19 protein-coding genes are annotated in these 18,198 nt (G+C 68.4%); 7 read left to right on the top strand and 12 right to left on the bottom strand.

Annotation, left to right across the window (positions count from 1 at the left end; translation table 11 throughout):
- Positions 1–82: 82 nt before the first annotated feature.
- Complete coding sequence (orn, locus tag GEM_RS12150; protein ID WP_014897699.1) at positions 83–703, top strand: oligoribonuclease; 621 nt, start codon at positions 83–85, stop codon at positions 701–703.
- Between the two features lie 34 nt (positions 704–737).
- Here orn and mog read toward each other — a convergent pair whose 3' ends face one another.
- Together mog and yjgA are read right to left on the bottom strand one after the other, a co-directional pair.
- Positions 738–1,346: a molybdopterin adenylyltransferase gene (gene mog, locus GEM_RS12145; RefSeq protein ID WP_014897698.1), complete on the bottom strand. Its 609-nt coding sequence runs from the start codon at positions 1,344–1,346 to the stop codon at positions 738–740.
- Entirely contained in the window at positions 1,330–1,935 is a 606-nt protein-coding gene (gene yjgA, locus GEM_RS12140; protein WP_014897697.1) for a ribosome biogenesis factor YjgA, read from the bottom strand. Before yjgA ends, mog begins: the two co-directional genes overlap by 17 nt.
- Before the next feature lie 128 nt (positions 1,936–2,063).
- Here yjgA and pmbA point away from each other — a divergent pair, with 128 nt between their 5' ends.
- Positions 2,064–3,434, top strand: a complete 1,371-nt coding sequence (pmbA, locus tag GEM_RS12135; RefSeq protein ID WP_014897696.1) for a metalloprotease PmbA — start codon at positions 2,064–2,066, stop codon at positions 3,432–3,434.
- Positions 3,435–3,512: 78 nt separating this feature from the next.
- Here the strand turns inward: pmbA and GEM_RS12130 are convergent, their stop codons facing one another.
- Complete coding sequence (locus tag GEM_RS12130; protein ID WP_014897695.1) at positions 3,513–4,013, bottom strand: dihydrofolate reductase; 501 nt, start codon at positions 4,011–4,013, stop codon at positions 3,513–3,515.
- Positions 4,014–4,255: 242 nt separating this feature from the next.
- Positions 4,256–4,549, bottom strand: a complete 294-nt coding sequence (locus tag GEM_RS12125; RefSeq protein WP_272148349.1) for a hypothetical protein — start codon at positions 4,547–4,549, stop codon at positions 4,256–4,258.
- Between the two features lie 548 nt (positions 4,550–5,097).
- Here GEM_RS12125 and GEM_RS12120 point away from each other — a divergent pair.
- Positions 5,098–6,495, top strand: a complete 1,398-nt coding sequence (locus GEM_RS12120) for a sigma-54 dependent transcriptional regulator (RefSeq protein WP_014897693.1) — start codon at positions 5,098–5,100, stop codon at positions 6,493–6,495.
- Positions 6,496–6,536: 41 nt separating this feature from the next.
- Complete coding sequence (locus tag GEM_RS12115; RefSeq protein ID WP_014897692.1) at positions 6,537–7,508, top strand: thymidylate synthase; 972 nt, start codon at positions 6,537–6,539, stop codon at positions 7,506–7,508.
- Positions 7,509–7,610: 102 nt separating this feature from the next.
- Here the strand turns inward: GEM_RS12115 and GEM_RS12110 are convergent, their stop codons facing one another.
- Positions 7,611–10,181: a DUF6600 domain-containing protein gene (locus GEM_RS12110; RefSeq protein ID WP_041490680.1), complete on the bottom strand. Its 2,571-nt coding sequence runs from the start codon at positions 10,179–10,181 to the stop codon at positions 7,611–7,613.
- A gap of 162 nt (positions 10,182–10,343) precedes the next feature.
- Positions 10,344–11,051, bottom strand: coding sequence for an ArsR/SmtB family transcription factor (locus GEM_RS12105; RefSeq protein WP_014897690.1), 708 nt, complete (start codon positions 11,049–11,051; stop codon positions 10,344–10,346).
- Positions 11,052–11,227: 176 nt separating this feature from the next.
- Between GEM_RS12105 and GEM_RS31830 the strand changes: the two genes are divergently transcribed.
- Positions 11,228–11,368, top strand: coding sequence for a hypothetical protein (locus GEM_RS31830; protein ID WP_014897689.1), 141 nt, complete (start codon positions 11,228–11,230; stop codon positions 11,366–11,368).
- 144 nt (positions 11,369–11,512) lie between these two features.
- Complete coding sequence (locus GEM_RS12100; protein WP_014897688.1) at positions 11,513–12,025, top strand: acyl-CoA thioesterase; 513 nt, start codon at positions 11,513–11,515, stop codon at positions 12,023–12,025.
- 54 nt (positions 12,026–12,079) lie between these two features.
- Here the strand turns inward: GEM_RS12100 and fumC are convergent, their stop codons facing one another.
- From fumC to GEM_RS12085, 3 genes are all read right to left on the bottom strand, one after another.
- The gene (fumC, locus tag GEM_RS12095) at positions 12,080–13,474 is read right to left on the bottom strand and encodes a class II fumarate hydratase (RefSeq protein ID WP_014897687.1); all 1,395 of its coding nucleotides are present in this window, start codon (positions 13,472–13,474) and stop codon (positions 12,080–12,082) included.
- 141 nt (positions 13,475–13,615) lie between these two features.
- Positions 13,616–15,004 carry a multidrug efflux MATE transporter NorM gene (gene norM / locus GEM_RS12090; protein ID WP_014897686.1) on the bottom strand — a complete coding sequence of 463 codons (1,389 nt, stop codon included), beginning with the start codon at positions 15,002–15,004 and terminating at the stop codon, positions 13,616–13,618.
- Between the two features lie 128 nt (positions 15,005–15,132).
- Positions 15,133–15,351: an RNA-binding S4 domain-containing protein gene (locus GEM_RS12085; protein WP_014897685.1), complete on the bottom strand. Its 219-nt coding sequence runs from the start codon at positions 15,349–15,351 to the stop codon at positions 15,133–15,135.
- 270 nt (positions 15,352–15,621) lie between these two features.
- Between GEM_RS12085 and GEM_RS12080 the strand changes: the two genes are divergently transcribed.
- Positions 15,622–16,032: a hypothetical protein gene (locus GEM_RS12080; protein WP_014897684.1), complete on the top strand. Its 411-nt coding sequence runs from the start codon at positions 15,622–15,624 to the stop codon at positions 16,030–16,032.
- 117 nt (positions 16,033–16,149) lie between these two features.
- On the opposite strand, the gene GEM_RS12075 is transcribed toward GEM_RS12080, so the two are convergent.
- The 3 genes from GEM_RS12075 to GEM_RS12065 form a co-directional block, all read right to left on the bottom strand.
- The gene (locus GEM_RS12075; protein ID WP_014897683.1) at positions 16,150–16,926 is read right to left on the bottom strand and encodes a DUF4088 family protein; all 777 of its coding nucleotides are present in this window, start codon (positions 16,924–16,926) and stop codon (positions 16,150–16,152) included.
- Positions 16,927–17,085: 159 nt separating this feature from the next.
- On the bottom strand, positions 17,086–17,424 hold the full coding sequence (locus tag GEM_RS12070; RefSeq protein WP_014897682.1) for an AzlD domain-containing protein: 339 nt from the start codon (positions 17,422–17,424) through the stop codon (positions 17,086–17,088).
- Positions 17,421–18,188, bottom strand: coding sequence for an AzlC family ABC transporter permease (locus GEM_RS12065; RefSeq protein ID WP_014897681.1), 768 nt, complete (start codon positions 18,186–18,188; stop codon positions 17,421–17,423). Before GEM_RS12065 ends, GEM_RS12070 begins: the two co-directional genes overlap by 4 nt.
- Between the last annotated feature and the right edge of the window lie 10 nt (positions 18,189–18,198).

Here is an 18,198-nt window from a genome sequence, read left to right as displayed (position 1 = left end):
GTTCTTGCGGACCCGGCCCGCTCACGCGATGCCGGCCGCCCGGGCGGCGCCGCGCGCCGTCCGCCATTTTCTAGGATGACTCATGACCGATACCGCCGCTTCCGCCAGCCAGCCCGCGCTCGTGCGCAACGAGTTGAACCTCGTCTGGCTCGACATGGAGATGACGGGCCTCGACCCGGATAACGACCGCATCATCGAAATCGCGGTCGTCGTGACCAATTCCACGCTGGACATCGCCGTGGAAGGCCCCGTGTTCGCGATCCACCAGAGCGACGAAACGCTCGCGAAGATGGACGACTGGAACAAGTCGACACACGGCCGTTCGGGCCTGATCGACCGCGTGCGCGCGTCGACCGTGACCGAAGAGGCCGCCGCCGCGCAGCTGCAGGCGTTCCTTGCGCAGTACGTGTCGCCGGGCAAGTCGCCGATGTGCGGCAACTCGATCTGCCAGGATCGCCGCTTCATGGCGCGCTGGATGCCGGAATTCGAGCGGTTCTTCCACTACCGCAACCTCGACGTCAGCACGCTGAAAGAGCTGTGCCGCCGCTGGCAGCCGGCGATCTACAAGGGTTTCCAGAAGCGCGCGATGCACACCGCGCTCGCGGACATCCACGAGTCGATCGACGAACTGACGTACTACCGTGAGCATTTCCTGATTCCGGCTGCGCCGGCGCCGGCAGGCGAGTCCGCGCCGGCCGCCTGAGCGGGCCGGCACGCGCTCGGCGCACGGTACACGCTCAGCGCCGCGCGCTTTTCGGCCGGAACGCCGCGACCACTGCGGCGTTGGTCTCGATGTACGGGCCGCCGATCAGGTCGACGCAATAGGGCACCGCGGCAAAGATGCCGGGCACGGTCGACTTGCCGTCGGCGTCGCGCAGCCCTTCGAGGGTTTCCCGGATCGACTTCGGCTGGCCGGGCAGGTTGATGATCAGCGCCGCGTGGTCGGCCGTCTCGCGGATCACCGCGACCTGCCGCGACAGGATCGCGGTCGGCACGAAATTCAGGCTGATCTGCCGCATCTGTTCGCCGAATCCCGGCATTTCCTTCGTCGCCACGGCCAGCGTGGCCTCCGGCGTCACGTCACGGCGCGCGGGGCCGGTGCCGCCCGTCGTCAGCACCAGATCGCAGCCGGCGACGTCGACGAGTTCGGCCAGCGTCGCGGAGATCGTCGGCGCATCGTCCTGGATCAGCCGGGTTTCGGCGCGCCACGGCGAGCTCAGCGCGCCGGCAAGCCATTCCTGCAGCGCCGGAATGCCCTTGTCCTCGTAGACGCCCGTGCTGGCGCGGTCGCTGATCGACACGAGGCCGACCACGAGCTCGTCCGGGTGGTTACGCTTCGTCGTCATGGTCGTCCCCGGCGTCGTCCGGCGCTTCGTCTCCGTCCGCCTCGCCCGTGCCGCCTGCGGTCTTGATCCACTGGAACAGCTCGCGGAAGTAGCGCGGCGGCTTGCCTTGCTGCGCTTCCTTGCGCGCGTTGCGGATCAGCGTGCGGCCTTCCTGGATGTCGGCTTCGGGGTGCTGGCGGAGGAATTCGGTCAGCGCGTCGTCGTTCGCGAGCAACTGTTCGCGCGTGCGCTCGATCCAGTGCAGGCGGGCCGTCGCGGCCCGGTTCACGCCACGCTGGGCGTCGAGCGCGGTGCGCAGCGCGGTCGTTTCGTCGTCGGTCAGCGAGCGCATCACGCGGCCGACGTACTGGAGCTGGCGGCGCTTGCCTTCGTGATCGGTGATCCGGCGCGCCTCGCGCACGGCGTCCGCGAGGGCTTCGGGCATCGGCATGCGCTTGAGCGCGTCTTTCGGCAACTCGACGAGCGCCTGGCCGAGCACCTGCAGCTCGTGCATCTCGCGCTTCAACTGGGATTTGCTGGGGCGATCGTAGCCGTTGTCGTCTTCTTCGACGGCATGCTCGATCGGCTGGATTCGGGTTTTGCGTGTCATGGGCGGCATTGTATCGCGGCCCGGACACCCCAAGCTTGTCGGTATGTGGCCCCGGACCTTGCTATGATCGCGGGATACGCAACATTTTGAACATGCGGGCGGCTCGCCCGCCACCGGATATCACGACGATGGCAGCCAATCTCGACGTACAAGCGCGCTATTTCCCGCACACGCAGGACCAGCTCAAAGAAATCGCCTCGGACATCCTTCGCCATGCGAAGGCACTCGGCGCGTCGGACGCCGCGACCGAAATCTCCGAAGGCGACGGCCTGTCGGTGTCGGTGCGCCGCGGCGAGGTCGAGACGATCGAGCACAACCGCGACAAGATGGTCGGCGTCACGGTGTTCATCGGCAAGAAGCGCGGCAACGCGAGCACGTCGGATTTCTCGCCGGCCGCGATCAAGGATACCGTCGCCGCCGCGTACAACATCGCGCGCTTCACGGCCGAGGACGACGCGGCCGGCCTCGCCGAGGCCGAACTGCTCGAAACCGACCCGCGCGACCTCGACCTCTATCACCCGTGGGCGCTGACGGCCGACGAGGCCGTCGAGCTCGCCCGCCGCGCGGAAGATGCCGCGTTCGCGGTCAGCCCGCAGATTCGCAACTCGGAAGGCGCGAGCGTGTCGGCGCAGCATTCGCAGTTCGTGCTCGCGACGTCGCGCGGCTTCCTCGCCGGCTACCCGTACTCGCGCCACTACATCGCGTGCGCACCGATCGCGGGCAGCGGCCGCCACATGCAGCGCGACGACTGGTATTCGTCGAAGCGCAGCGCGGTCGATCTCGCGGCCCCGGAAGCCGTGGGGCGCTACGCGGCCGAGCGTGCGCTCGCGCGGATGGGCGCACGCCGCCTCGACACCCGCAAGGTGCCGGTGCTGTTCGAGGCGCCGCTCGCGGCCGGCCTGCTCGGCGCGTTCGTGCAGGCCGTGAGCGGCGGCGCGCTGTATCGCAAGACGTCGTTCCTCGTCGACAGCCTCGGCAAGCCGGTGTTCGCGCCGCATGTCCAGGTCGTCGAGGATCCGCACGTGCCGCGCGCGATGGGCAGCGCGCCGTTCGACGAGGAAGGCGTGCGCACGCGCGCGCGCAGCGTCGTCAACGATGGTGTGGTTGAAGGCTACTTTCTGTCGACCTACTCGGCGCGCAAGCTCGGCACGCAGACGACCGGCAACGCGGGCGGCTCGCACAACCTCGCGCTGCGCAGCTCGAACACGCAGCCGGGCGACGATTTCGACGCGATGCTGAAGAAGCTCGGCACGGGCCTGCTGCTGACCGAACTGATGGGGCAGGGCGTGAACTACGTGACCGGCGACTATTCGCGCGGCGCGGCCGGCTTCTGGGTCGAGAACGGCGTGATCCAGTATCCGGTCGAGGAAATCACCGTCGCGAGCACGCTGCAGGAGATGTTCCGGCATATCGTCGCGATCGGCGCGGATTCGATCGTGCGCGGCACGAAGGAAACGGGCTCGGTGCTGATCGAACAGATGACGATCGCCGGCCAGTAAGCGGCGCGGCGCCTGCCGCCAGCAAACAAAAAGCCCGACCGGCTCGCGCCGGTCGGGCTTTTTTTCGCGCGCCGCGTGTCAGCCGCGCTTGCGCTCGTAGACGACGAACGCATAGCCGAACGTGTTCGGCGCGGCGGCCTGGTGCGGGTCGCGCGACACTTCGTGCCAGTGCGCGGGATCGGGGGCCGGGAATGACGCATCGCCGTCGAAGTCAGCGTCGATCTCGGTGACGACCAGCTTGTCGGCGAGCACGAGGCCTTCCGCATAGAGCTGCGCGCCGCCGATCAGGAATGCCTCGGCCACCCCGTCGCGCGCGGCGAGCGCGAGCGCGTCGGCGAGCGACGTGACGGTGTCGCAGCCGTCGAAGCGGCGCGCTGCGTCGCGGGTGACGACGATGTTGCGGCGGCCCGGCAGCGGCCGGCCGATCGACTCGTGGGTCTTGCGGCCCATCACGATCGGCGCGCCCATCGTCGTGCGCTTGAAGAACGCGAGGTCCTCGGGAAGTTTCCAGGGCAACTGGTTGTCGCGGCCGATGATGCCGTTGCGGGCACGCGCGACGATCAGGGTCAACGTCGTCATGAAGGTCGGAGAAGGGGAAAGCCGGAATGGTGCCGATTCTACCGGAATGGCGGCGCGTGCCTGAGTCGGTGCGGCCTGCACGTTGCGACGCGCTGAATAAAAAGAGTGCCCGCCGGGGGACGGGCACGAAAACGGTTTGCGTCGCGACATCGACGGGGCGGGGCGTGACCTGGGTGGTTCACTTTGCATCAAATCAATCTGCAATCCTTATCAAGGTGGCTGCGTGTCCCACCGCGTGCGCATCATTGATGCGCGTGGTTCCCTGCGTTTCCTTCCATGGCGTGCTGCGCGTCGCCGGGATGCGGTGCAGGGATCGGCATCGGCACTGGAGCAGGCGGGGTGATCTCGTCCCACAGCGTCACCAATGTCTTGTCGGACGAACGCGGTTTCGGCACCGCGACGGGCACGATGACGAACCGGTTGTCCTGTTGCAGGCTCGGCGCATTATCGGCAAGCAGGATCGAGCGTTCGGGTCTCGCGCTGTCGTCCGCACGTGCCGGCATGAACGGGCACGCAAGCGCGAACGCAATCGCCATCTGCCCGAATGACAGTGAAAAAAGTGTTCGCATGGTCGCCTTCTCCGCTCAGTTACGCATTCAGCGAAATGCATGCCATCTGGCGAAGAGCGTTGTCAGGTCTACGATGCGCACGCACGCGTTGTGAATCGCGGTCGAAAAGGCCGGGAAATGTTTCAGATATGTAACGATAGGGCTTGGGAGTACTGCGGATTCAATCAATACGCTCCAAGGATCAGAATCGGTGCGTGTGTCGATGCATGTGCGTGTCGCCGCGCGTGCGCTATGTGCAGATGATTGATATGCATCGACCGCTGAGCGATTCGGCCGCTCGCCCATTCGCGCTGCAATCGGTTTGTCGTATTCGGCGCCTATAACTAAGCTGTCTTGACCAAAAAAAAATTACTGGACGCGAGATAAGCGCCATCATGCGATGGCTTGTCGTTGCCGCCCATCGGCATGGCGAATCGAACGGCTTCGGCTGACCCGATTCGATCCGATTCGATCCTTTTCGCGCGTCATCTGGCGTGCGCGGCAATCGTTAGACGGTTGATGAACGGGGTGGGTATATGGGAGCCGAGCAGCGGCATGTGATCTATTTTTCGCGCGAGCCGAACGACGCGTTGCGCGGGCATTTCGATGAATGCGGGTGGCATGTCGAGCTCGCGGAAAGCGTACGCGACGTGCGGCGTGTCGTGCAGCACGGCCTTGCAACCGCCGGCCTGCTCGATTTCTCGCCGGGCTTCAGGCCCGCGGACTTGCGTGAACTCGAGGCGTGTCTGAGCATCCAGCACATCGGCTGGATCGCGGCGACCCGGCGTGGCCAGTTGCAGGATGCCACGCTGCGCCATCTGATTCGCGACTACTGTTTTGACTACATGACGATGCCGTACGAGACGTCGCGCATCGTCGAGACCATCGGCCATGCGCACGGCATGGTCGCGCTGACCGACTCCGTGGCGGCACCTGTCGGCGCCGGGCGCGCCGAAGGCGAGATGGTCGGCACCTGCGACGCGATGCTCGGCCTCTTCAGGACGATCCGGCGGGTCGCGATGACCGATGCGCCGGTATTCATCTCCGGCGAATCGGGCACCGGCAAGGAACTGACGGCCGTCGCGATTCACGAGCGCTCGTCGCGTGCGCACGCGTCGTTCATCGCGATCAATTGCGGCGCAATTCCGTCGACGCTGCTGCAGGCCGAACTGTTTGGCTATGAGCGCGGCGCGTTCACCGGTGCGAACCAGCGCAAGATCGGCCGCGTCGAAGCGGCGAGCGGCGGCACGCTGTTTCTCGACGAGATCGGCGACCTGCCGCTCGAGAGCCAGGCGAGCCTGCTGCGCTTCCTGCAGGAAGGCAAGATCGAGCGGCTAGGCGCGCATGTGTCGGTGCCGGTCGACGTGCGCGTGATCTGCGCGACCCATGTCGACATGGAGGCGGCGCTGCGCGAAGGGCGCTTCCGCGAGGATCTGTTCCATCGCCTGTGCGTGCTGAAGATCGAGGAGCCGCCGCTGCGCGCGCGCGGCAAGGACATCGAGGTGCTGGCGCGCCACATGCTCGAGCGTTTCAAGGGCGATGCGCATCGCCGCCTGCGCGGCTTCTCACCGGACGCGATCGCCGCGCTGTACGGCTATTCGTGGCCGGGCAACGTACGCGAGTTGATCAATCGCGTGCGCCGGGCGATTGTGATGTCGGAGGGCCGGATGATCACCGCGGCCGATCTCGAACTGAACGAATTCGCGATACTGGCGCCCGTGTCGCTCACGGAGGCGCGGGAAGCGGCCGAACGGCAGGCGATCGAGCAGGCGCTGCTGCGTCATCGCGGCCGTTTTGCCGATGCCGCGCGCGAGCTCGGCGTGTCGCGCGTCACGCTCTACCGGCTGATGTGCGCGCACGGCATGCGTGACCGCGGCGACACGCTGGCAGGGTTTTCGGCGTCGTTGCCGGAGGTTCCGCACCACGCTTGCTAAAATTGGCGGGTACGGCCGCCCTCGCGGCCGAAGGAACCCGCATGAAACAGTACCTCGACCTCGTTCGCACCATCCTCGACACCGGCACCTGGCAGGAGAACCGCACGGGCATTCGCACCATCAGCATGCCCGGCGCGATGCTGCGGTTCGACCTGCAGCAAGGTTTCCCGGCCGTGACGACCAAGAAGCTCGCGTTCAAGTCCGCGATCGGCGAACTGGTCGGTTTCCTGCGCGCGTCGCGCAGCGCGGCCGATTTCCGCGCGCTCGGCTGCAAGGTGTGGGACGCGAACGCGAACGACAACGCGCAGTGGCTCGCGAACCCGTACCGCCAGGGCGTCGACGACCTGGGCGACGTGTACGGCGTGCAATGGCGCCAGTGGCCCGGCTACAAGGTGCTCGACGCGGGCGCCGACGCGCAGATCGCCGACGCGACGCGCCGCGGTTTCCGGATCGTCACGCGCTTCGACGAGGACGGTGCACCGAAGGTCCTGCTGTACAAGGCGATCGACCAGCTGCGCCAGTGTCTGGACACGATCATGGAGAACCCTGCCGACCGCCGCATCCTGTTTCACGCGTGGAATCCGGCCGTACTCGACCAGATCGCGCTGCCCGCGTGCCATCTGCTGTACCAGTTCCTGCCGAACGTCACGAAGCGCGAGATTTCGTTGTGCCTGTACATCCGCAGCAACGACGTCGGGCTCGGCACGCCGTTCAACCTGACGGAAGGCGCTGCGCTGCTGTCGCTCGTCGGCCGGCTGACAGGCTATACGCCGCGCTGGTTCACGTATTTCATCGGCGACGCGCACATCTACGAGAACCAGCTCGACATGCTGCAGCAACAGCTCACGCGCGAGCCGTACGAAAGCCCGCGGCTCGAGATCGCCGAGCGCGTGCCAGACTACGCGAAGACGGGCGTTTATGCGCCCGAATGGCTCGAGCAGATCGAGCCGTCCGATTTTTCGCTCGTCGGCTACCGGCACCATGAGCCGCTGACCGCGCCGATGGCGGTCTGAGCATCAGGTTCCGGCTGCGCGGCACGCGAACCGCACGCTGCGTAATGAAGAAGGCCCGACCGGCACAAGCCGGTCGGGCCTTTCTGTTGCGGCGGGCGACGGTTACTGGTGGCGCCGCTCGTCGTGGCCGCCGGGCGGCGGGTTGCTCGGGTGCGGCGCTTCCACGTGCGGTGCCGGTTGCGGGCGCGGCTCCATATGCGGTGCCGGTTGCGGCCGCTGTTCCACGTGCGGTGCCGGTTGTGGCCGCGGTTCCATGTGCGGCGCGGGCATCGACGGCCGCGGCTCCATACGCGGCGCCGGCGGCTGCGGTCGCGGCATTTCATGTACGGCGGGCGCAGGCGGGTGGTACTCGTTCGCGCGCGGCGGCGCGACTTCGCGGCGCGGTGCCGGTTGCGCGAATTCGGGGCGCGGTTGCGGCGCCGGGGCTGTCCGGTCCGGCCGCGGTTGTGCCTGCTGGGCCGGTGTCGGCAAATCCGGGCGCGGCCGCGGCTGCGGAATCTGCGCGGTCGTGTCGAGTCGCGGTTGCGGCAACGCGCGCGGCGTTTCCTGCCGCCCGTCGGGTGGCGTACCCGGCGCGCCCTCCTGATGCGGGGCCAGCGCCGCGCTGCGCACGGGCGGCAGCGCGTTCTGTCCTGCAGCGTGCAGCGCGGACGGCGGCGTCGGGTGCTGACGGTCCATCGGCGTGTGCGGCTGCATCCAGGCTGGCGCTGGCGCCGCGGCAGCGTGCGGGTTGTCGTGCGCGGGCGGCTCGTTGCCGGCCATCGGCGGGTGCGGAACGCCATTTCCGGGACTCAATGCCGCATGCGGAGCCTGCGTGCCCGGCGGCGGCACCTGCGGTGCGGCGCCGTTGGCGAAGCGCGATGCGTCGGGTGCCTGGCCGTTCATCGGCCGCGCGATATTCGGCACGGCCGGCATCGGCGCACCCGGCCGTGCGGTCTGCGCCGGGGCCGGCTCGCCTTCGCGCGGCGCGCGCGCCGGTTGCACGACGGGGCCGTGCGGATTGACCAGCTGCACGTTGCGCATCGCCCAGGCACCGCCGTTCGGATTGCCCGGAACGCGGACCGGGCGAGCCCTGTAGTCGGCCGGTACATTCGTCTTTACGACAGGCGCGCCCGCGCCCGGAACCTGGCCGCCTTGCCGTGCGAGATGCGCGGCCGCCTGGTCGCGATACGCAGCCGGCACGGCCGGATTGCGCGTTGCGACGAACGAGTGCTGTCCGAGCGCCGCCGGCGGGCGGTAGCTGGCTGTGCGCAGTGCACCGGTAAAGCTCTGGCGCACCGGCGCAATGCCCGGCGTACCCGGCATCACGTGTGCGTTGCGCCATTGCTGCGGATCGACGTGCTGCGAGAAGTGCGCGACCGGCTGGCCGTGCACGAATGCGGACGCCGGCACGGCCGTGATCGCGTGCGGCGCGCGGAAGTTCACGTACGTCTTGTTGATGTTGGTGATGTTGGTGATGTTCGTCACGTTCACGGTGTTGTTCACCCTGACGTTGTTCACCACGATGTTCCGGTTCACGCGATCGTAGTAATGCGGGCTCCAGCCGCCCCAGCCGGGATGCCACGCTTCGCCCGGGCCGAGCGCGAACCATGCGCAGCCGGCCGCGGCGACACCGCCGACCGTCAGCGCGACGCTCCAGTCCGGACCGCCGCCGCCGCCCACGAACGCGACGAGCGCCGGTGCATAGACGGGTGGCTGGCTGACGACCATCGGGCCGGGCACCCACGCCCAGCTGTCGTCCACGTAAGCCCAGCGGCCGTAGTGATACGGCGCGAAGCCCCACGGCGCATCGTCGACCCACGTCCAGCCCCACGGTGCCTGCCAGATCCAGTGACCGTCGTGGTACGGCGCCCAGTCGGCCGGCGTGTCGTTCGGTACCCATACCGAGCCGTAATTCGGGGTTTCGCGCCACGTGCCGTTCGCGTCGAGATCCTGGTAGCCGGGAATGTCGCGCGACACATAGCGGGCCGATACCGAGCGTTGCTCGGCCGCATCGCGGCTGCCGGCCCACTGGTCGAGCGCATCGGGGTCCGGCGCGGCCGATTGCTGCGCGACCTGCAGGTCGGTGCCGGTGAACACGACCTGCTGTCCGGGCGACAGCGGATACTGCCCGTTGCTGCCGTAGACGGTCGCGCTGCCGCTGCGCACGGTGACCGTCGTGCTCTCGCCGTTCGGCGCCACATCGACGCGATAGTCGCCGGGGCCCGCGATGCCGAGCGCCAGATTCGGTGTGTCGATCTCGTACGACCCGCCGGGTGGCAGAGCGCGCACGTGCGTCGATACGGTGCCGAGTCCGACCTTCAGCTGCGTCGTCGTGTCGTCGAGGTTCAGCACCGACAGGCTCGTCGAATCGCCGAGCCGCACCGCGGTCGAGCCGATGTGCAGCTCCGAGCGCGCGCCGGCATCGTTCCACAACTGGTCGCCGGTCGTCAGCGGCCGGTTCACGGCGGCGTACGACCACGTATCGGAGCCGGCCGGCTCGGTCGTCACGGCACCCGACAAGTAGTTGAGCCGGGCGACGCGGCTCGGCGGATCGCCGCCCGGCTGTCGTGCGGCGGCCGCATAGGGCGGAGCCGCTGTCGATTGGGCGAATGCGGGGGGCAGGGTTGCCAGTGCGGCGAACGTGAGCAGGGTGCAGCGGGCGGTTCGCTTGAGCGTGAACAGGGAGGCCATGATGAGCGTCTTGGTCGTTATCGCGGCGCGTCGATTCGTGCCGTCCATTTCACAATATCCGCTCGACCTGTTTCAGTGCTCGGTGTTTTGTAAGTCGGATGGCACGCGATGTAACAAAACCTGTCCATCGCGCGCCGTTGTTGCCTGGTCGCAATGCGCGCGTCAAGCGGACGTAAGCCAATCGTCGAAAACCTGCCGTCCGGGCACGGTGACGCGCAGCACGCGAGGCCGTGCGGTGCGCTCGATCCAGTCGTGCGCGCAGAAGCTGTCGAGCAGGGCCGCGCCGAGCGCGCCGCCGAGATGCGCCCGGCGCTCGCTCCAGTCGAGGCAGCCGCATGCGAAGCGGCGTCGGCGGGCGCGCTGCTGAGCGACGTCGATGCCCCAGCGTGCGAGCGCCTGCGTGCCGAGCTCGGTAGTCTCGATCGCGTCGCCATCCGCGTGCAGCCAGCCGCGTGTGGTGAGCCCGTCGAAGATGCGGACCGCGAGTTCGCCGGCCATGTGGTCGTAGCAGGTGCGTGCGTAGCGCAGTTCGGCCGGCACCGCGCGCGACGGCGGCGGCACCGCGCGGTGCGGGGCGGCCGCGCGGGCCACGTTCGCGAGCGCCTCGAGCGATGCCGCGATGTCGGCCGACGCGAGCCGGTAATAGCGGTGCCGGCCGCGCACGTCGAGCGCGAGCAGGCCGCCTTCGGTCAGGCGTGCGAGGTGCGCGCTTGCCGCGGACGGCGACAGCCCCGCGATCATCGTGAGCTCGCCGGCCGGCCGTGCGCTGCCGTCCATCAGCACCCACAGCATCGCCGCGCGCCCCGGATCGGAGAGCAGTGCGCCGATGCGGCTCAGGCCCGGAAAGTGGTGGTCGTCTTGATCGGTCATCGTCGTGTCTCGTCTGGCGGGGTGACTGCAGTGTAGGCGCTGCGCGTATTCGATGTTTCGCGTTTGGATGAAATGTCGGATGCAGTGGCGGCGTACCGAGAGCGGCCGCCTGTCGCGCACGCGTAGAATGGCCGGACGAGGCGGCAGTGGGCCGCCGGATGCGACACGATGCAACGATGAAGACAATTTTGTGCCTGTTGGCGGCCGCGCTCGTCTGCGCGGCCTGTGCGCAGGGCGGCGCGGGCGCCGCCGGCGAGCGGGGCGGCAACCTCGAAATGTACGGAACGATCGACCAGGGGATCACGTTGCGCCACTGACGGACGCCGATTTTCGGGGCCGATGCCGGTTCAACCCGCGGGCGAGCGCGCCGCGGCCGCTGCGCAGCGGGCACCGCGACGCGTTGCCGCAGTGCAACGTATAATGCGCCGATAGCAGCGCCCCCGCCGCCTGGAGCCACCACGATGTCCCAACCGTCCCCCGTACCGGCCGCCCTCGACCGTACCGAAACCGTATTCCGCTTCCTCGCCGAGCCATCGTCCGTGAACTTCGGCGGCAAGGTGCATGGCGGCGCGCTGATGAAGTGGATCGACGAGGTCGCGTACGCATGCGCGGCGGTCTGGTCGAGCCGCTATTGCGTGACGGTCAGCGTCGGCAACATCCGTTTCCAGCGTCCGATCCTGGTCGGCAATCTCGTCGAACTGAAGGCGCGCGTCGTCGCGACGGGCCGCACCAGCATGCACATCCATGTGTCCGTACATGCCGGCGACCCGAAGGGCGGCGTGTTGCGCCAGACGACCGATTGCCTCGTCGTGTTCGTCGCGGTCGACGAGAACGGCAACCCGGTGCCGGTGCCACCGTTCGTGCCGGAAACCGATGAGCAGAAGGTGCTCGCGAAGTACGCGGCGGACGTGCGCGCCGCGCTCGACAAGATCGTCGAGATGAAGCCCGAGGAAGTGGCGAAGGGCACCGTCTGACGGCAACGGGCGCCGCGCGTTCGCGCCGCGCCCGTCATCGCGTCGATGCCGCGATTACCGCGATCCGATCATCTCCTCGGGGCGGACCCACGCATCGAATTCCGCCTCGGTCAGGTAGCCGAGCGCGAGCGCGGCGGCCTTCAGCGTCGTGCCTTCCTTGTGCGCCTTCTTCGCGATCTGCGCGGCCTTGTCATAGCCGATGTGCGGGTTGAGCGCCGTCACGAGCATCAGCGATTCGTTCAGCAGCAGGTCGATGCGCGCGCGGTTCGGCTCGATGCCCACCGCGCAGTGGTCGTTGAAGCTCTGCGCGCCGTCGGCGAGCAGCCGCACCGACTGCAGCACGTTGTGCGCGATCATCGGCCGGAACACGTTCAACTCGAAATTGCCGCTTGCGCCGCCGACGTTCACGGCGACGTCGTTGCCGAACACCTGACAGCACAGCATCGTCACGGCTTCCGACTGCGTCGGGTTCACCTTGCCCGGCATGATCGAGCTGCCCGGCTCGTTTTCCGGGATCGACAGTTCGCCGAGCCCGCAGCGCGGCCCGCTCGCGAGCCAGCGGACGTCGTTCGCGATCTTCATCAGGCTGGCCGCGACGGTCTTCAGCGCACCGTGCGCGAACACCAGCGCGTCGGCGGCTGCCATCACCTCGAACTTGCTCGGGGCGGTGACGAACGGCAGTTTCGTCAGCCGGCCGATCTCGTCGGCGACACGCACCGCGAACTCCGGATGCGCATTCAGCCCGGTGCCGACCGCGGTGCCGCCGAGCGCGAGCTCGTACAGGTGCGGCAGGGCCGATTCGACGTGCCGGACGCACTGGTCGAGCTGTGCGACATAGCCGGAAAACTCCTGGCCGAGCGTGAGCGGCGTCGCGTCCTGCAGGTGCGTGCGGCCGATCTTCACGATGTCGACGAAGGCCTTCGATTTCGCGTCGAGCGTCGTGCGCAGCGTGCGCAGCGCGGGCAGCAGGTGGTTGACGATCGCGTAGGCGGCCGCGACGTGCATCGCGGTCGGGAACACGTCGTTCGACGACTGGCCGCGGTTCACGTCATCGTTCGGGTGGACCTTGCGCGCTTCGCCGCGCTCGCCGCCCAGCAACTCGCTCGCCCGGTTCGCGATCACCTCGTTGAGGTTCATGTTGGTCTGCGTGCCGGAGCCCGTCTGCCATACGGCGAGCGGGAATTCGCGCGGATGCTTGCCCGCGATGATCTCGTCGGCCGCGTCGATGATCGCGCGCGCCTTGTCGTCGGCCAGCACGCCGAGCGACTGGTTCACGGCGGCCGCAGCGCGCTTGACGATCGCGAGCGCGTGGATCAGCTCGGGCGACTGCTTCTCCGTCGAAATCCGGAAATTCTGCAGCGAGCGCTCGGTCTGCGCGCCCCAGAGCCGGTCGGCCGGCACGGCGATCTCGCCGAACGTGTCGCGTTCCATCCGAACTGCTTCGTTCATGATGCACTCCTCTTGGGAAGGGGAAAGGCCGCGCATCGCGCGGCGTCTGGCGTATCGTGAGGCAGTCGCGCCGCTCGCGCGGCGTCTTGGGTCTTCAACCGACAAGCATAGCGCCGGCCGCGATTTTGCGTCGTGTCGCGCTCAGCGCGTCGGCGCGACGAGCGACGCACTCTTCAGATGGAAGCGCCATGCCATCAGCACGGCGACGCTTGCGAGGCCGGCCGCGAGCCCCCACCACAGGCCGCGTGCGCCGAGGCCCGCGTGGAATGCCAGCACGTAGCCGGTCGGGAATCCGATGCCCCAGTAGCCGAAGGTCGCGGCCAGCATCGGGATGCGCGTGTCCTTCAGCCCGCGCAATGCGCCCGACGCGACGGTCTGCATCCCGTCGACGATCTGGAACACCGCGGCGATGCCGAGCAGCGACGCGGCGAGCGATACCGTGCCGACGTTCGCCGGATCGTCGAGGTTCAGGTACAGGCCGACGATCGCATGCGGCGCGACGATCAGCACGAGACCGGACAGCGACATGAACGCGACGCCGAGGCCGAGCGCGACGAAGCCCGCATGCCGCGCGGCGACCGGCGCGCCTGCCCCGACCCAGTAGCCAACCCGCACGTTGGCAGCCTGGCCGATCGCGAGCGGCACCATGAACGCCACCGATGCGACGTTCAGCGCGATCTGGTGCGCGGCAAGCGAGGTCGCGCCGAGCACGCCGATGGTCAGGCCCGTGGCGAGAAAGAGCGTCGATTCGACCCCGTACGTGATCGCCACCGGCCAGCCGATGCCGATCAGCTCGCCCATCACGGGTAGCTTCGGGCGGGCGGCGGTCACGAAGTGGCGGAAACGCTGGCGGCCGTGCAGCAGCCAGATCAGCGCGAGCGCGGTGAGCCAGATCGTGATCGTCGTCGCGACCGCCGAGCCGAGGAAGCCGAGCCTCGGCAGGCCGAATGCGCCGTGGATCAGCCCGTAGTTCAGCACGCCGTTGATCCCGACGCCGCCGATCGAAACCCACAGCAACCGCCGCGCGGCGCCGATCGCGGGCAGGAACGCGCGCATCAGCCCGACGCCGATCAGGCTGCCGAGCGCTGCGAAACGCAGGATGCCGGTGTACTCGCCGACGTGATGCGCGAGCGTCGGCGGTTCGTGGAACATCAACAGGATCGGTTCCGACAGCGACAGCGCGACGATCGCCGGAATCGCGAGCAGCATGGACAGCACGAAGCCGGTCCAGTAGATGTGCGGCACGCGGTGCTCTGCCTGCGCGCCGCGCGCATGCGCGACGCTCACGCTCACCGACGACAGCACGCCCTGCAGCACGGTCACGATGACGAAGAAGAAGTTTGCGCCGAGGCCACCCGCCGCGAGCGAATCGGGGCCGAGCGAACCGAGCAGCACCGTGTCGGTGACGCTCATCGCCATCTGCGAGAGCTGCGCGATCGCGAGCGGCGCGGCGAGGCGCGCGGTATCGGCGGCATGACTGGACAGGGACGGCGGCGCGGCGGCCGTCCGCGTAAGACCGGAATGCGACATGGAATGGGCGCTCGCGCGGGTGCGGGCCCGCGCTGTCTGTATTTATTTTGAGAGACAGCTAGCTTACGGCTTTATTCGAACGGTGTCGAACGCGCCCGCCGATGGCCACGTCAGGCTCAGGGGAACTGCTATGCGTCGTGGACCGCGATTCGCGTATCCCCGAACAGCACGACCTGACCCGCGCGGATCTTGCAGGTCTTGCGCAGTTCGACCGCGCCGTCGACTTTCACCGCGCCGGACGCGACGAACATCTTCGCGGTGCCGCCGCTGTCCGCGAGGCCGGTGATCTTGAGAAGGTTGTGCAGCTCGACGTATTCGCCGGTCAGCGTGAAATCCAGGTTGGGCATGACGAAAGAGGCGCGCGATGCGCGGGAGGAATCGCCCCGCATCATACGGCACCGCGGGCCGGCACGCGAGCGCGGACCCTCGCGCCCCGCAGATGTTAGGGACTGTGAGCGATTCGTCAGCAAATGAAACGGTGGGTAACAGTCTGAGAAATTCGAGAACCGGCCGTGCGGGCCGCGGGTCTTTTGTCGTACCTGCTGCGTGTTGCGGCAGGGGACGCGACGGATCGCATCGACGCGGTCTGCGCCCACAACTTCTTGAGGAGGATTCTCATGTCCAAGATTCGTACGATGCTGATCGGTGCCGCGCTGACGGCGTTCGCCACTTCGGCCGCGTTTGCCCAGACGGGCGTCGCGACGCAGGGTACCGCGGGCGCTGGCGTGGAGGCGCAGGCTCCGGCAGCAGGGGCAGGCGCTGGCGCGGGTATGCAGGGCGGTGCCGGCGCGAACGCGTCGGGCAATGCGGTCAGCGGCGCGACCGACGCGGTCGGCGCGGCTGGCGACGGCGCGAAGGATACGGCGGCGGCGTCGGTCCACTCGGCCAAGAAGCACGCGAAGCATGCGGCGAAGTCGGCCAAGCATCATGCCGGTTCGGCGAAGTCGAAGGTGGGCGACGAAGCCGCCGACGGCGGCGCGTCGGCCGGCGTGCAGGGCGGTGCAGCGGCCCAGGGCGCCACGCAGTAAGCGGTGCCCGGCCATCGCACGACGCTCGCCCCGGAAGGCGCGTCGTGACGGCGGTCATCCGGCGGCCCGGTTCGCTTCGCGCGCACCGGGCCGTTTTTCATGGGTGGAAGCGGGCCGTCATGGCCTGCGCTGTTCCGGGCCCGGTCCGTGCGCCGGTCGCGCGGCGGCCGGCGCAAACACGCTGCGCAGCCACGCGGCGAGCCGCGCGAATACGTCATCTGGCTCGTCGACGAAGATCTCGGGTTTCAGGAGCCGCAGGTATTCCATGATCTGCTGCGCTTCCTGTTTCTGGAACGAGCCGTGCGCGAGCCCGAGCCGCAGCAGGCCGCGCAGTTCGCCGAGCTTGTCGCGCGCGGCGCTGCCGACGCTCATCTCGCACGCGAGCTTCGCCTCGTAGATGCGCTGCCGCAGCGATTCCGCGAGCCGCCATGCAGGCGTCTGCATCATTTCCTCGAGCGCCTGGATGTCGTGCACCGCGCTCTTGATCTGCGCGGCGAGCGGATCGACGAGCGACGCATCGCTCTGTGCTTCGGCGACGATCGCCCTGGCCCAGTCGCGGCATGCCTTTGCGAGCTCGTCGGGCGTCCACTCGGCGCGCGACGCGAAGCCGAAGCCGAATTCGCCGGCCTGCCGCATCAGGATCGCGACGACGTCCGGGAATTCCTTGTCGAGCGTGCGCTTCGCCCACGCGTACTGGCCGCCCTCGAGCATCCGCTGCACGGCATGCTCGGTCAGCGGCACCATGTTGTCGAGCAGCTTGGCGCGCAGGAAATCCTCGAACGACGGCGTCGCGAACTGCGGGTCGAGTTTCAGCGATACGCGCACGAACGCGTCGTAGTCCTTGCGCAGGGACGCAAGCGTGTCGTCCTTGAGGGAAAGGGTGATCTGGCCCATGAATCGTCTCGATGGCGGCCCGCGCGGGCCGGCGGCCGACACCGCGCGCCGGTACGGGCGCAGTGTCGACGGACCGGTTCGCGCCGAGGCCGATGGCGGGTCTTCATTCCCAATATCGGCGCGCGCAGCGGAAACTTGAGCGCGATCCGCGAAGCCCGCTCAGGCCGGCAGCCAGTGCGGCATCACGACCCCTTGCCACAAGAAGAACACCGCGAGCCCGACCGCGATCGTCACCAGCGGCCGTCGCGTCGTCGCCGATACGAACACGGCGGCGAGCGCGCCGACGAGCTGCGGATTGCGCCAGGTCAGCTCGGCCGTGCCGCCGTGCGGCGAGACGGTCATCGGCACGATGATCGCGGTCAGCACGGTGACGGGCACGAAGCCGAGCGCGGTCCGCACGAGCGGCGGGAAGGTCAGCCGCTCGCCGAACAGGAACAGTGTCGTCCGGATCGCATAGGTGATCATGGCCATCCCGAGGATCAGCAGCGCATAGCTCACGATGCGGCCTCCGTGCGCGAACCGGTGCGCGAGCGCTCGTGCAGCAGCGTGAGCGCGACGCCGACCACGACGCCGGCGGCGACGGCGCCCAGCAGCCCGAGCTTGTATGGCCAGCCCTGCCAGAAGTACGCGAGCGTGCCGGCGGTCGCGGCCGCCGCGAAATAGCGCAGCGTGCCGAGCTGCGGAACGACGATCGCGATGAAGGTCGCCGCCATCGCGAAATCGAGGCCGAGCGACTGGAGGCCCGGGAATGCCGCGCCGAAACCGATACCCGCGAGTGTCCAGACCTGCCAGTTCAGGTACATCGCGAGGCCCGAACCGAAGAAGTAGTGGGGGCCGATCGCACCGGGCGGGAAGTGCCGGTAGTGCGCGTAGGCGACCGCGAACACCTCGTCGGTCATCAGCGCGCCGAGCGTTGCGCGCCAGCGGAGCGGCAGGTGCGCGACGTACGGCGCGAGCGTCGCGCTGTACAGCAGGTGACGCAGGTTCACGATCAGCGTCGTCGCGAGCACGACGACGAAGCTGGCGCTGCCGGCGATCAGGCCGAGCGCGATGAATTGCGCGGAGCCCGCGAACACGGCGAGCGACATCAGCGCGCCGTGCCATGCGGCGAGCGGGCCGCCGCCGACGAGCGTGCCGAAGATCACGCCGAACGGCGCCGCGCCGATCATCATCGGGATCGTGTCGCGCGCGCCGTCGAGCCACTCGTTGAGCGGACGGCGAGGCGGGGGCGGGGGTGTGGGGTTCAAGGGACGCTTCTCCATGAGACGGAGG

This window comes from Burkholderia cepacia GG4 (assembly GCF_000292915.1).
GTDB classification, from domain to species: Bacteria; Pseudomonadota; Gammaproteobacteria; order Burkholderiales; family Burkholderiaceae; genus Burkholderia; species Burkholderia cepacia_D.
Note: the sequence above shows the minus strand (reverse complement) of the source record. Positions and strands in the feature narration are given on the sequence as shown.

What these genes read in the sequence shown, in the direction of transcription:
- orn (WP_014897699.1), top strand. Translation starts at nt 83, where the DNA reads ATGACCGATACCGCCGCTTCCGCCAGCCAGCCCGCGCTCGTGCGCAAC.
- mog (WP_014897698.1), bottom strand. Translation starts at nt 1,346, where the DNA reads ATGACGACGAAGCGTAACCACCCGGACGAGCTCGTGGTCGGCCTCGTG.
- yjgA (WP_014897697.1), bottom strand. Translation starts at nt 1,935, where the DNA reads ATGACACGCAAAACCCGAATCCAGCCGATCGAGCATGCCGTCGAAGAA.
- pmbA (WP_014897696.1), top strand. Translation starts at nt 2,064, where the DNA reads ATGGCAGCCAATCTCGACGTACAAGCGCGCTATTTCCCGCACACGCAG.
- GEM_RS12130 (WP_014897695.1), bottom strand. Translation starts at nt 4,013, where the DNA reads ATGACGACGTTGACCCTGATCGTCGCGCGTGCCCGCAACGGCATCATC.
- GEM_RS12125 (WP_272148349.1), bottom strand. Translation starts at nt 4,549, where the DNA reads ATGGCGATTGCGTTCGCGCTTGCGTGCCCGTTCATGCCGGCACGTGCG.
- GEM_RS12120 (WP_014897693.1), top strand. Translation starts at nt 5,098, where the DNA reads ATGGGAGCCGAGCAGCGGCATGTGATCTATTTTTCGCGCGAGCCGAAC.
- GEM_RS12115 (WP_014897692.1), top strand. Translation starts at nt 6,537, where the DNA reads ATGAAACAGTACCTCGACCTCGTTCGCACCATCCTCGACACCGGCACC.
- GEM_RS12110 (WP_041490680.1), bottom strand. Translation starts at nt 10,181, where the DNA reads ATGGCCTCCCTGTTCACGCTCAAGCGAACCGCCCGCTGCACCCTGCTC.
- GEM_RS12105 (WP_014897690.1), bottom strand. Translation starts at nt 11,051, where the DNA reads ATGACCGATCAAGACGACCACCACTTTCCGGGCCTGAGCCGCATCGGC.
- GEM_RS31830 (WP_014897689.1), top strand. Translation starts at nt 11,228, where the DNA reads ATGAAGACAATTTTGTGCCTGTTGGCGGCCGCGCTCGTCTGCGCGGCC.
- GEM_RS12100 (WP_014897688.1), top strand. Translation starts at nt 11,513, where the DNA reads ATGTCCCAACCGTCCCCCGTACCGGCCGCCCTCGACCGTACCGAAACC.
- fumC (WP_014897687.1), bottom strand. Translation starts at nt 13,474, where the DNA reads ATGAACGAAGCAGTTCGGATGGAACGCGACACGTTCGGCGAGATCGCC.
- norM (WP_014897686.1), bottom strand. Translation starts at nt 15,004, where the DNA reads ATGTCGCATTCCGGTCTTACGCGGACGGCCGCCGCGCCGCCGTCCCTG.
- GEM_RS12085 (WP_014897685.1), bottom strand. Translation starts at nt 15,351, where the DNA reads ATGCCCAACCTGGATTTCACGCTGACCGGCGAATACGTCGAGCTGCAC.
- GEM_RS12080 (WP_014897684.1), top strand. Translation starts at nt 15,622, where the DNA reads ATGTCCAAGATTCGTACGATGCTGATCGGTGCCGCGCTGACGGCGTTC.
- GEM_RS12075 (WP_014897683.1), bottom strand. Translation starts at nt 16,926, where the DNA reads ATGGGCCAGATCACCCTTTCCCTCAAGGACGACACGCTTGCGTCCCTG.
- GEM_RS12065 (WP_014897681.1), bottom strand. Translation starts at nt 18,188, where the DNA reads ATGGAGAAGCGTCCCTTGAACCCCACACCCCCGCCCCCGCCTCGCCGT.